Source organism: Actinomyces bouchesdurhonensis (genome assembly GCF_963540955.1).
Classification (GTDB): Bacteria; Actinomycetota; Actinomycetes; order Actinomycetales; family Actinomycetaceae; genus Pauljensenia; species Pauljensenia bouchesdurhonensis.
Genome location: NZ_CAUTSL010000015.1, coordinates 31748 through 42861, shown reverse-complemented (window position 1 = coordinate 42861; position 11114 = coordinate 31748). Strand labels below are relative to the sequence as shown.

Below are 11114 nucleotides of genomic sequence, written 5' to 3'. Positions count from 1 at the left end.
CTACACGAAAATTGCTTACACCCTATGACACCGCCATGCTTGGGTGAGTCCCGAGCAATCATAATGCGGTCCTTCGCCTCCCCATACATAGGTGTGTGAATCGTCGTTAGCGATTCCTTTAGCCCATTCGATAGCTTGCTCAGTTGTTGCGCTGATAGCTGTTGTGTTTGTCGTCAGTGTTGTTGCGCCCTGGTAGGTGGCCATGGAATTAATGATCTTGGGGACATACTTTTCTGTTTCTCCGTTGGTGGGTATTCCGCCTGCCGATTGCACTGCGCCTGCTCCTGCATTGTAGGCAGCGAGTGCTAGCTCGACGGGTGCCCCGCTTGCAGTACCGGATTCGATGTAACTTTTGACGGTTGCGAGCATGGAGCACATGTAATGCCCTTGGCTGATAATGGCGTCGTGTGGATTATGAATATCGGCTTTCCCGTCGCCGTCACCGTCCTTTCCTGCACCTCCGTCCCAGGTGGCAGGCATAAACTGGCTGATACCCTGTGCTCCCGCTTCACTTCCGGCGTTTTCATCCCAGTTTGACTCTGCAGCAATTTGCGCTGCGATAAGCGCGGGGGTAATTCCAGCGCAAATACTTCCTGCTCGAATTACATCGGATCGGTACTGTTCGGGAACCGAGTCAGAGACGCCGCCTCCGGGACCGCTGGCGGCGGTTTTGTTTTGCTGATAGGAGCTGCCGACGATGGAACTCATCGCAATGATCATGAGGAAAGCGATAGCGGCGATGAGTGCGGCGGCGAGTTTGAGCTTCCATGCGAAGAAGAGCTTCATGGGAGCACCTTCCACTGGTCGACTTTCCAGCCGCCGTCGACTGTGTCAGGGTCGGGAATGACGGTGATGCGCGCGCTCACCTGTTGTCCTGTATCGAGCGTGATCGTCGCTGTTGCACTCCAGGTCGTGGGGTGCTCGGCGTCGGCCGTTTCATCGCTGAACGCGACCTGGACGTGATGGATGTTGAGCGGCGCGGCCTGGGCTTCGGGGTGCTCGGCCATGTATGCGCCCATCGCCCACGTCTGGAGGGGCGTGAGGCGTTGGGCGATCTGCGTCCATGTGGTTGCTCCTGTTCGCTCGATGTAGAAGCGCTCAATCCATGTGCGTGCCGTATCGCGCGCGGGCGCGAACACGTCGACGGTCTGCGAAGGCGTTGGCGTGGGGGTCGCAGAGGTGACGTGCGTCGGCGCTGGTGTCGGCGTAGCAGGTGTGGGGTTTAGGTTCGTTGCATGGTCGGTTGGCGTCGCGACAGGTGGTCGTGTAGGGGCGGGCATCGACCATATCCACCACACGACGCCCGCTAGGAGGCTCATGGCCGCTATGAGGGCACAGATAGCGGCGTAGCCGCGTGGCCGGTGGGGTGCGGGTTCGCTGGGTTCCTCGATGTCGAGCAACCCATCCCACTTACTCTCCTGGTGCATCTTTCTTCTCCCTCACGTCCTTCGGGGCGATGTCGATGATCGGACCGCGCGGCGGTTGCGTGTTCTTGGGGGGCGGGTTATCGCGCAGGCGTGGCTCTCCGGCCCCGCGCCGCGGTGATGAAGACTGCGGGAAGGACCACAACGGCGGCGTGGGTTCGACCGGCTCTTTCGGCTCCGGTGGCGGCTCTGGTGTTCGAGGAGCAGGCCCTGGCTGTGTTGGGGTGACCGGCGGCTTGTTGGACCCACGCGGGAGTGCACCTGCGGGGCGGCTCTGATTAATCTGGGAATCGTTGTAGCGCCAGACATTCGTGTAGGGACTCGTCCTGGTCATGCCTGCCTGTCGGGGCCGCGCTACATCGGTTGAGAACTGATGCGGTTGCACCGGTTGACGTCGCACGTACTGGGAGTACCGTGGCAAGGAGTAGGGATCCCCTTGTTCGCGAGGCTCGCGCTTAAACAGCGACAGGTGGTCCCTAGGCTGTTTGAGTTTGTCTGGGACCTTGGGCAAGTGTGGTCTTCGCGGCAGGAGACGACGGACGTTGGCGGCTCCAGCGAGGAAGCCACCAAGTCCACCGTTACCAGCGTTGTTGGCCTCAAATACGTTTTTGAAAATGCCCAGAGCGCGCGATCCGGCGATGATCGCACCGATGGTGAAGATAACGGTGGCACCCCATCCCAGCGAACTGGTCAGCGCGATGGTTGCGCTCATGATGGCCAGTGCCCCGGCGAGGGCCAGGAGAGCTGCGATGGACAGGAGATAGACTCCGACAACGGCTCCGAGCCAGCCCAGTGCCCATCGTCTGGGCCGTCCGGGCGTGGCAGCAAAGCACGCAAACAGTCCAGCAAAGATGAGCAGAAGGAACACAACCATCATGGATACGAGGCTGGTCAGAGCGATAACGAAGGTCAAGCCAGCGAAAGCGAGCGCACAGATCAAAGAGATCACGGCGATTCCGAGTCGGTAGGCTCCACGGTGCCCGGTTAGGGTTTGATACGCATCAGATTTGTCGTCCCCAATCTTCCCCTTGATTTGGGTCGTGATGTATGACAGGCGTGAATCTTCCGCGAGCGGGCTTGTGTCCCTAGACAAGACCTCCTGTCCCCATCGGTCACATGCGGATAGCGAGCCAAACTCGGCGTAGCACCACGGCGTGACAACGTAGGTGCGCCACACGGCATCAGCCATTCGGCGCATGGAGTTGTCGACCTCGTCGTCCCCGTATGTTGCTGTGGGTCCTTGGAAGGGCGTCGCCAGGTCAGTCGAGGTGGATTCGATGATCTTCGTTGAGGCCTGGGCACCTACGTCGTGGACCCCGACCACGGCGTCGAGTAGCGGCCCTGCCTGGGTGCTGAGAAGGAAGACGGCTATGCCCGCGCCCGCCATGATGGCCAGGTCGTTGATGACTTGGCCTGTGTGGGACCGGAACCGGAAGATAACGGTGCCCGCGCCCAGGATGAGCATTGAGGGCAGGAGCCACCCGCTAAAGAAATCTGCGACACCGCTAACACCTGTTTCGACGCGGTCTCCGAGGGTGTTGAACGCCGTGAGGTCGGTCGCCTGCCAGGTCATGGCGATGGCTCCGTTCGTCACGGCTCTTGTCCCAGCGAACGTCAGTTCGGAAAGGCCATTGAACGTGATGTCGACGCCGTTTTGTACGACTTCAAGGGCACCGAGATCTTCATAGTCGAAGGAATACGCCCCGTCTGGGTATTTCTCGTACAGGGTGGGGTCTTGCCCCTGGGTCGCGTCCGGGGCCTGGAACAGCTGACCGATTCCCACCGGCGTGTAGTCACCGGATTGGGGGCTGTCCCCTGATTGGGGGTCGTCTGCCCAGGCCGTTCCGGTTCCCACGAACAGCCCAAGTGCTGCCAGACAGAGGGCAACAAGAACTGCTAGCGGTCGTTTCGCATGCGCGAATCGAGTTTCCATCGCCCGTCCTCCCAGTAGAGAGTTTCTTGAATCGTTGCGTTGCCGCCCCCGTACAGAACGGTGTGGTAATCGACGGTGGCGGTCGCTGTATCGCCGTCGATGACGATGTTCTCGATGCGTCGAATCTCGTCTTTGTGCCCCATGTAGTCATCTTTGGGGGCCTCGCAGCCTGTCACGTGGGCGCGGGATTCGGCGGTGATGAGGTCATTGCAGTAGTGCTGCCACTGTTCCTTAGTGATACTTCCCTGGTAGAGAGTGCGGAACTCGTCCCTGATGGTGGCTTCGACGCCCGCGGCGTCCTTGCTCATTGCTGCGGGAGATTCCTGGGCAGGCGTGGCGATTGGCGTCGTGGCTGAGGGCGCTGGGGTGGTGGCGTGACCGATGCCGTAGCCCACTGCCGCGCCGATGGCAAGAGTAGCGGTCGCCGTGGCGGACAAAGCGATGGTGCTCCACCGGCGGTTTGTCAGGTTAGTGTTCATGGTGTCCTCCTGGGGGTTGTGTCGAGAGCTCGCGCCACGGCCCGGTTGGGGATTGCAACCTGGATGGTTGCCACGCGGTCACGTGCATCTCTCATGATGCAGTGCCCGTGCCATACTCCGCCTGCGGGGTTCGTGTTGATTGATGACAAGATGGCTCGTACTTGGTCACTGGGGGCAAGCCCGAGAATTTCGGCGACGGCGTCCTGCTGTTTGCGCGTCTTTTGAGAGAAGGCAAACACAGTAACGATTTGCTCCATGATGCCGTCGCGTTCAGCAATGCTTGTCGGGTCTTGGCTGTCGATAGCCAAGGAGGCTCCCAGCGCGCGGCCCAAGCGCGCTGTTTGGTCGAGGAACGCCGCTCCTTCTTGGGTGGCGGTGAACAGGTGTGCTTCGGGTACAACGACCAGTTTGCGCAAGGGACGCAGGGCGGGATCCTTCGCGCTGGTGGTAACCCACGAGAGGGCGCCACGTACAACGGCCGCGCTAACTCGCTGCATGACCGTCCATTCTGACGCAGGCGTCCCTGCGGGAGGCAGGTCGAGCTTCGGGAATTGAAGCAGGACGATACCGGGGCGCGCTTCGAGCGTGCCGACCTGACGTGCGCCTACGATCATGCGGCCGATCGCGTCTCCCTGGAATGCACCAAGCTCAGCGGCGACCCGCCGCGCGGTCTCGTCCTCGTCCTGGCGCATGCGCTCGATAAGGATGGCCGTCGATCGTTCTTCCCCATCGCCGATGAGCGCCGCGATGTGACGCATGAGCACTGGGTGCGCTGCCAGACGCAGCGCGTCAGAGACGAGCAGCATGAGCTGGGAATGGGCGTGAATGAGCGCATCGTCGGCGTCCATGGTTGCCAGCAGATCGCACGTACCTGCGTATGTGGCGCTCATGTCGACGCGGCGGGCCTCTAGGCCCATGCTGTGGGCGGCTCCCACGAGGCCGCCCTCGGAGTTGTTCAGGTCGCCTTTGAGGTCGAAGACGGGGACCCAGGAGCGCTCGGCGGCGGCATCGAGGGCAAGGAGCTGCAAGAGGGTTGTTTTTCCTCGCCCTGATCGGCCCAGAACCGCGATGGTTGAGGTGTCTCCCTTCAGTGGCGCTTGGGTGGGGTGGCACCGAACGATCTGGGCCGTTGTGCCTGTTGTGTAACCGATGGCTGGCCCGTCCTCATCGCCCACGACGCTGCCTGCCCAAAACCACGAGCCGAAGAAGGCTTCGGCGTCGCTGATGTGGTGCATCGCTTCCACTCGCACGTGGTCACCCGGGAGTGTGGACATCCACGCCTCTGCTTGCTCGTCGGCTGCGACCTCGACGGTGATGCCGACCTGGCTGTATGCCTCGATGACTGCGTCGACGCTTGCGTGCAAGTCGTCGAGGTTATCCTCGCTGACGCTCAGGGTCGGCCAGAACTTTACGAGGCGCACGCGTCCTCTGTTGATGTCGCCTTCGAGCACGGCCATTTCGGCTTCGGAGTACTGAACGTCGGCGCTGGGTTCGCCAGCGTCCGATTTCGCGGCTTCGCGGCGTTGTTCGGCGGCGCTGTCTTTGGTGCGCTTGACCACCTTGCGTGCGGCCTTTTGGCTCATGAACTCGAAGCGAATCGACGCTTCGGCGTGCACGTCAACGGTCGAGCTTCCGTCGAGTGCGGGCCGGGAGATACCCGACAGTAGTGTGAGCCACTGGCCGGTGTCGTTGGTGTCGAGCGCGTCTGCGGAGAACTGGGAGATGATGAGCTGCGCACTGTAGGCGCTCGCTTGGCCAGCGGCGTCGTAGAAGCGCTGGTGGTCCCTGTAGGGGACCATCCGGCCACGCATCAGCCTGGCCAGGTGCGCGCCGGACACGGTTCCTTCGATGGGGGCAGCATCGGACGCGCGGAAACACTCGCGGCCAAGCATCCATGCGAGGGTTTCGACGTCGACCGGGGCGCCGTACCACGGCGCTTTGTTGAGCTGGCCGCCCAATGCTCGCATGGTCTGGTCGAGCCAGGCGAGTTCTTGGCGTGGAATCGAGGTCAGGTCGCCTCTCACCCAGTCCACGGCGCGGTTGATCGCGCGCAAAAACTTGGGGTCGTGGCGGTCCTCGATGTCGATACCGAGGAAGACGTGGCGCTCGGGAAGCTGCCAGGCGTCAATCGCTTGTGTGCGCACGGTAGTCCATGCGCGTCCTTCGGGCGCGGTGAACGCTGCCGCGCTCGTGGCGTACTCTGCGCCGGTGATGCGCCCCCACACAATCTTGATGTGGCACGTGCGGTCGCGTAGGACCTTTTGGGCCAGCGCGATCGCTTGGGCGAGTTCGGCGTCCATTTCCTTCGCGGTGGCCATCTGTGTTGATGATGGCTCAATGCGGAACCACGCGGTTGCGCGTTCTTCGGTGACGGTTAGGCCGTCGGCGAGGATCTTGTAGGCGGGCATCGGTGCTCGGAGCGAGGGTGTGATGTCCACGATGCGTTTGGCCTTGTCAAACACGCTTTTTCCTCCTCTTCTTGCGGGGTGTTGCTGTTCGTAGGTCAGTCATGGCATCAAAGCCAATGAGTGTGACCGTTTGTGTGAGGTCGATGCCTGCCCCGGCCTCGGCGTCTCGGTGGTCCTCAGCCTCAGCGCGGGTGGCCCACACGGCCGTGTCCGTGCCTTCGCCCACGTAGTGGCGAATGTGGTCGAGCTGGAAACGTGTGGCGAGAGACAATGCCTCGCGCCTATCGGTGGATCGCTGGCCTGCAATGACTGGCCGGTGCCCGACGAAGGCGTATCGGAACCAGTGCATCCATACGGTGATGCGCTTGCGGCGCTCACGCTTGGGGTCATCCTCAAATCCCTTGACCACCAGGGCTACAGGGAGCGTGATGTAGATGAGGATGGTTAGACGCCCTGGTGGTCCGAAAATGAGCCATAGCAATGCGCACCAGGCCACCACGAGCGGTACACCGATGGTGAGCGCGCTTCGTGGCACCCCGTCGACAACGTCAAGGGGGCCAAACTTGTACTGGCGCGTCTCGAACTCGAAGCTGCGCGTCAGAATGTGTCCCTGAGCCATGGCGTTAGTTTTCGGTGATCTTCTGGGCAACGAACTTGATGAACGTGATGAACGTGTCAGGGGACAAGATCACCCATCCACACACGATGGCGGCTGCGATAAAGCCGATCATCTGTCCCCAGTCCTTCTTGGCGAAAATTGCCGTCATGTTGGAGACAAGGAGGATAGTGAACACGACTCCTACGAGGGAGAGAACCCAATCCTGAATCGATCGTCCGGTGAACTGCATGTCTATTGCTCCTTGGTCTTGGTATCTGTCGTGAGGTGTTGGACTTGCCAGCGGCTTCCCTGCCCAGAGGCAACCTGGGTGAGCGTCAGCCGGTAGTGGCACGTGATTTTTGACGCGCCGATACTCCACGTGATCGTTGCTTGTGCGTCGCGCTCTTGGCCTTCGCCAACTCCGACGCGCCAGTCGTCGAGTGTGGCCGTGGCTAGCCCTGCGGGCGGTGAGTCGATCTGCGCCCCGGGCGCGGCCAGCGCTGCCGCGTCCCCCGCTGCCCAGGCTCGCACGAAGGCGGCGGCGTCGGCTCGGGTGGCTTCCGTGGTCTCTCGATCGATGTCGAGGCGTTCGGCTCGGGTGGTCTGCGCGGGTTCAGGGATCCCAGCGAGGGCGGGTTCACCCGCCACGCTTGCACGCGCGTCCGACATGACGATGGGCACCATGACTCCGATCCAGCCCGAGACTGTGGTCTTGGCTTTTTCGTCGCCCTCGTTCGTGATGTGCACGGCGACAAGCACGTCGACGTGCTGGGCATCCACGGGCGTGGTGCGAACGATGTACGAATCAAGGACGGACAGTGAACCGCTGCCATTCCAGCCCGTCCCGTTAGCAGAGGGGTTCGCCCACGTCTGGCTCATCCCCGACTGATAGTCCTCGCGGTTCCGTAGCGTCAGGTAGGCGCGCGCCGCCTCGTCGGCGACGCTGGCTGCCGCCGCCCGGTCGGCACCCCACGACTGCGGGAGATCAACCGTTGCAGCCTCGGGGGTTGCTCGCGGCGCGAACAGGCGCACGACGCCCAACAGCGCCAGGACCGCCACGGACACAACCAACACCGCTCGCATGATGCGCGACGCACGCGAGGGCGTGGCCGCTTCCCATAACTGCGACGCACTCGTCACGCTCGTTTCTGCTGCGCTGGCGGGCTCAGTTTCGGGTGGGATCGATTCGGTCGGGTCGGGATCAATATCCCACCCAGGGGGCGCGGGAATCCCCTCTACCCGCTCCCCTGTTGGAGGCGTTGTTGGCAGGCTCACAGCCCTGCCTCCGATGCGGCATCAACGACCCCCACGCCCGGCAGGCTCGCGGCCTCGGGCTGCGCAACTGGCTGAGGTTCAGCCCACTCCGGGGCAGACGGGGCCACTGGCGAGCCAGGGCCGCTGCGGCGCGGGATCGCGCTGTTCTTTCCAGCAGCCTCGATCGCGATATTCGTTCGGCGTCGCTGTTGGCCCGTCTCCTGGTCCGTCCACACGTTGGCAACCAGCTCACCAACAACGATAACGGGCGTACCCTTACCCCATGCCTGATCTGCGAGGGCTTGTGCCCTCGCACCCCAGGCGTAAGCATCCCAGAACGTAGGCTCTTTCGACTTCCACTCCCCGCTACGCGAGTCGCGGTACCGCTCGGAACAAGCCAACCTCAGGTGAATGCTCACCCGCCCGTCAGGGGTCTTGTGGGTGGTCGGGGCGGCGGTGAGGTTGCCAATGAATGTATGCATCATGACAATGCTCCTTTCTATCTTTCTGTGTAGATTCGTCGGGTTGCTGGGGTCAGTCGATACGGATATGCGGTCACGCAAGCGCGGTGCCCGGGGCGGCGAAAGCATCCCGAACAAGAGCTACTAGCTCGACGTTGCTGGCCTGAGGATGTGCGGCTCGCATGTGCTCCCACATCCGCTTGTGAGCCTCTTCTCGGGCGCGTTCTTCGGGTGTCTTAGCGGCGTCGATCGCGGCGGCGATCGCGGCTGCTTGCGCCTGGCGCGCGGCGTCAATCGCGGCCTCCTGCGCCTGGCGCGCCGCAGCCGTGCGGGCTTTCGGCGCGTCCGCGATTCCCGCGTTCTGGTCGAGGCGGTAGGCCACAAGCGAACTCATACGGCGCACGCCATTGGCGGGTTTTTCGCCCATGAGGCTCCGAATCTGGGCCGGCGTCCACCCAGCAGCGATGCGCTCGGCAAGCATGCCTGCGACCTGGCGGGCACCAGTGCGGTCCATGGCCTGCATCCACTCGGGCAGGCACGCCCCGATGAGCGCGCTCGCCTCGTCGACGTGGCCGCGTTCCTGATGGGCGGCCTGGGGAGCGATCTCCTGGTGCTGTTGGGTGGTTTCCGGCGTTCGTGCCGGTGCGGGATGCTCGGCTGCCCACGCCAGGGCCTCGGCTAGCTGGCCTGCGTTCCACCAGCCTTCAGCTACCAGGCTCGCGGGATTCTCTCCTGCGGCGAGCATTTCGGCCGCCAGTTCTCCGCGAGCCGTGGCCGCCTCGGCGTCGGCGTCAGCCGAGCCGGGCACTGCGCCTTGTGCTGAGAGATCATCCTGGATGGCACCCGACCCGACCGGATCGCGTGGAGGCTGGGGAGGGTTGGGTAGGGTCTGGTTCATTAATGACGGTTCATATGACGGTTCTTCCTTATAGGGACCGGTCACCTGTGACCGGGGGGTCCCGTCATGGGTGACCGCACCCCTCCGGTCATCGTGACCCCTCCGGTCATTTTGACCGGTCGCGGAATCATGCGGAAAAGTCCCGTCGGCGGGGACCCCCCGGTCATTTTGACCGGACCCCCCTCCGGTCATTTTGACCGGTCGCGGAATCATGCGGAAAAGTCGATACCGCTCCACCTCGGCGATGACCTCGTCGATGGTCGCGCCGTCGGGCACGTTGAGCGTGACGCTCTGGTCGGACTGGAGCGTGTGATCGGGTTCTGCTCCAACGTTGAGCAGGTACAGGTTGGATGCCAGGCCCTTCGAGGTCATGCGACGAAATGTCGTCACAAGACCCATCGCTTCGAGCTTGCGCAACGCGCGGCGCGCTGTTGATTCGCTTTGCCGGGACTTCTTGCACAACGTCTTCTGGTTGTGCCAGCAGTAGCCCTCATCGTTTGCGGCGTCTGCTAGCGCTAGCAGAACAAGCAACGGGGCATTGTCTGTGAGGGTTTCCAAGCCCCATACCCAGCTAGAGACCTTGACGCTCATCGCCCCTCGCTCCCCTTCTCGGCAAGGAAGTTGCGCAGGCGAGTATCGAGGCTATTCAGGGAATCAGTGCATGCGTCACGGTCTCCGTTGATGAGGGCCGTCCTTGCGTTCGTCAGCGCGGCGATGCACTGACCATACGCAATGCCGCACGCCTCTCGGTCAGCGGCATACTCTCGCGTGGCCTGGGCAAGCATACAGCGCACGATCTCCAGAGTCTCCCCTAGGTTCGTCCCCTCAACGCCCAAGGCGTCAACCAGGTCCATGAGGTTTTCATCCGCATGCCGCAGCAACGTATCTACCGGCCTAGCCAGCCTCAACTTCATCGTCCGGCCCTCCCAAGACCAGGAATCGGGACATCTCGCGCCTGCTTGCGCCCCTCCGGGGAAACTGGCTCCAACAGCGCCAGAATTGCCGACCTGCGAAACAGGTAACGTCCCGATGGGAGGCGCGTTGCTTCCACCTTGCCGCTCTTAGCCCAACGAAGGAGAGTCGGCGCAGATGTCGCAGGCAGCAACGCAGCAGCAGCCGAGGATGACAACCACTCACCATCAACACCATGTTGCATGTCATGCACCTTCATGCCAATAAGCATACTCAACATTAACGTGCATGACAATAGATCTTGTGCATACGATGCAACATCGCTATTATCGACATATGCAGCATGACGAAGCTCTAGGATTTGCGATCAACCAGCATATGTTCGCTGAACGACTCACGAACATTGACCTTGGTCATGCACTCGGCATATCCAAGTCGACCGTTAGCCGCAAGGTTCGCGGACATGTCACCTGGTCAGCTGAGGAAGTTTCGCTCGCGGCACATCTATTCGGCATCCCCGTTGATGCTCTCATGCCCACCCCGGACGGGTCGGGCGGTTGGGTGCCCGCGCCATACGTGCCCGCCGGGACCGCTCAGATACGACGAGACCCGGCCCCTTACGGGACCGGGTCTGTGGTGGTAGCGGGGACAGGATTTGAACCTGCGACCTCCGGGTTATGAGCCCGGCGAGCTACCGAACTGCTCCACCCCGCGTCGGTGGTTAAAACCTTACCACTAGGATCAAGA

Annotated in this window: 13 protein-coding genes and 1 tRNA gene; 1 reads left to right on the top strand and 13 read right to left on the bottom strand. The window is 62.3% G+C overall.

What is annotated here, in order from left to right:
• Positions 1 to 15 precede the first annotated feature (15 nt).
• The 12 genes from RYL44_RS04165 to RYL44_RS10195 all read right to left on the bottom strand — a co-directional run bounded on the left by RYL44_RS04165 (position 16) and on the right by RYL44_RS10195 (position 10611).
• Positions 16 to 786 (bottom strand): lytic transglycosylase domain-containing protein, encoded by a 771-nt coding sequence (locus RYL44_RS04165; protein WP_314975176.1) that lies wholly within the window; start codon positions 784 to 786, stop codon positions 16 to 18.
• On the bottom strand, positions 783 to 1427 hold the full coding sequence (locus tag RYL44_RS04160) for a hypothetical protein (protein WP_314975175.1): 645 nt from the start codon (positions 1425 to 1427) through the stop codon (positions 783 to 785). The genes RYL44_RS04165 and RYL44_RS04160 overlap by 4 nt, the downstream gene beginning before the upstream one ends.
• Positions 1411 to 3357 (bottom strand): TrbL/VirB6 family protein, encoded by a 1947-nt coding sequence (locus RYL44_RS04155; RefSeq protein WP_314975174.1) that lies wholly within the window; start codon positions 3355 to 3357, stop codon positions 1411 to 1413. Before RYL44_RS04155 ends, RYL44_RS04160 begins: the two co-directional genes overlap by 17 nt.
• Positions 3321 to 3836 (bottom strand): hypothetical protein, encoded by a 516-nt coding sequence (locus RYL44_RS04150; protein ID WP_314975173.1) that lies wholly within the window; start codon positions 3834 to 3836, stop codon positions 3321 to 3323. Before RYL44_RS04150 ends, RYL44_RS04155 begins: the two co-directional genes overlap by 37 nt.
• On the bottom strand, positions 3833 to 6298 hold the full coding sequence (locus RYL44_RS04145) for an ATP-binding protein (RefSeq protein ID WP_314975172.1): 2466 nt from the start codon (positions 6296 to 6298) through the stop codon (positions 3833 to 3835). Before RYL44_RS04145 ends, RYL44_RS04150 begins: the two co-directional genes overlap by 4 nt.
• A complete protein-coding gene (locus tag RYL44_RS04140) occupies positions 6291 to 6863 on the bottom strand; it encodes a hypothetical protein (RefSeq protein WP_314975171.1) in 573 nt (190 codons plus the stop codon). The genes RYL44_RS04145 and RYL44_RS04140 overlap by 8 nt, the downstream gene beginning before the upstream one ends.
• Positions 6864 to 6867: 4 nt before the next feature.
• Complete coding sequence (locus tag RYL44_RS04135) at positions 6868 to 7092, bottom strand: hypothetical protein (RefSeq protein ID WP_276739962.1); 225 nt, start codon at positions 7090 to 7092, stop codon at positions 6868 to 6870.
• A gap of 2 nt (positions 7093 to 7094) precedes the next feature.
• Positions 7095 to 8117, bottom strand: a complete 1023-nt coding sequence (locus RYL44_RS04130; protein WP_314975170.1) for a conjugal transfer protein — start codon at positions 8115 to 8117, stop codon at positions 7095 to 7097.
• Positions 8114 to 8581 (bottom strand): single-stranded DNA-binding protein, encoded by a 468-nt coding sequence (locus tag RYL44_RS04125; protein ID WP_314975169.1) that lies wholly within the window; start codon positions 8579 to 8581, stop codon positions 8114 to 8116. Before RYL44_RS04125 ends, RYL44_RS04130 begins: the two co-directional genes overlap by 4 nt.
• A gap of 70 nt (positions 8582 to 8651) precedes the next feature.
• A complete protein-coding gene (locus RYL44_RS04120; protein ID WP_314975168.1) occupies positions 8652 to 10046 on the bottom strand; it encodes a helix-turn-helix domain-containing protein in 1395 nt (464 codons plus the stop codon).
• Positions 10043 to 10309: a hypothetical protein gene (locus tag RYL44_RS04115; protein ID WP_314975167.1), complete on the bottom strand. Its 267-nt coding sequence runs from the start codon at positions 10307 to 10309 to the stop codon at positions 10043 to 10045. The genes RYL44_RS04120 and RYL44_RS04115 overlap by 4 nt, the downstream gene beginning before the upstream one ends.
• 56 nt (positions 10310 to 10365) lie before the next feature.
• Positions 10366 to 10611, bottom strand: coding sequence for a helix-turn-helix domain-containing protein (locus RYL44_RS10195; RefSeq protein ID WP_390883784.1), 246 nt, complete (start codon positions 10609 to 10611; stop codon positions 10366 to 10368).
• Positions 10612 to 10655: 44 nt separating this feature from the next.
• Here RYL44_RS10195 and RYL44_RS10190 point away from each other — a divergent pair, with 44 nt between their 5' ends.
• The gene (locus RYL44_RS10190; RefSeq protein ID WP_390883783.1) at positions 10656 to 11048 is read left to right on the top strand and encodes a helix-turn-helix domain-containing protein; all 393 of its coding nucleotides are present in this window, start codon (positions 10656 to 10658) and stop codon (positions 11046 to 11048) included.
• Here RYL44_RS10190 and RYL44_RS04110 read toward each other — a convergent pair.
• Positions 11005 to 11081 (bottom strand) — tRNA-Met (locus RYL44_RS04110). The genes RYL44_RS10190 and RYL44_RS04110 overlap by 44 nt on opposite strands.
• Between the last annotated feature and the right edge of the window lie 33 nt (positions 11082 to 11114).

Coding starts and splice junctions, on each gene's coding strand:
- RYL44_RS04135 (WP_276739962.1), bottom strand. CDS start 7,092: ATGCAGTTCACCGGACGATCGATTCAGGATTGGGTTCTCTCCCTCGTA.
- RYL44_RS04165 (WP_314975176.1), bottom strand. CDS start 786: ATGAAGCTCTTCTTCGCATGGAAGCTCAAACTCGCCGCCGCACTCATC.
- RYL44_RS04160 (WP_314975175.1), bottom strand. CDS start 1,427: ATGCACCAGGAGAGTAAGTGGGATGGGTTGCTCGACATCGAGGAACCC.
- RYL44_RS04120 (WP_314975168.1), bottom strand. CDS start 10,046: ATGAGCGTCAAGGTCTCTAGCTGGGTATGGGGCTTGGAAACCCTCACA.
- RYL44_RS10195 (WP_390883784.1), bottom strand. CDS start 10,611: ATGCAACATGGTGTTGATGGTGAGTGGTTGTCATCCTCGGCTGCTGCT.
- RYL44_RS04140 (WP_314975171.1), bottom strand. CDS start 6,863: ATGGCTCAGGGACACATTCTGACGCGCAGCTTCGAGTTCGAGACGCGC.
- RYL44_RS04150 (WP_314975173.1), bottom strand. CDS start 3,836: ATGAACACTAACCTGACAAACCGCCGGTGGAGCACCATCGCTTTGTCC.
- RYL44_RS04155 (WP_314975174.1), bottom strand. CDS start 3,357: ATGGAAACTCGATTCGCGCATGCGAAACGACCGCTAGCAGTTCTTGTT.
- RYL44_RS04125 (WP_314975169.1), bottom strand. CDS start 8,581: ATGATGCATACATTCATTGGCAACCTCACCGCCGCCCCGACCACCCAC.
- RYL44_RS04115 (WP_314975167.1), bottom strand. CDS start 10,309: ATGGACCTGGTTGACGCCTTGGGCGTTGAGGGGACGAACCTAGGGGAG.
- RYL44_RS10190 (WP_390883783.1), top strand. CDS start 10,656: ATGACAATAGATCTTGTGCATACGATGCAACATCGCTATTATCGACAT.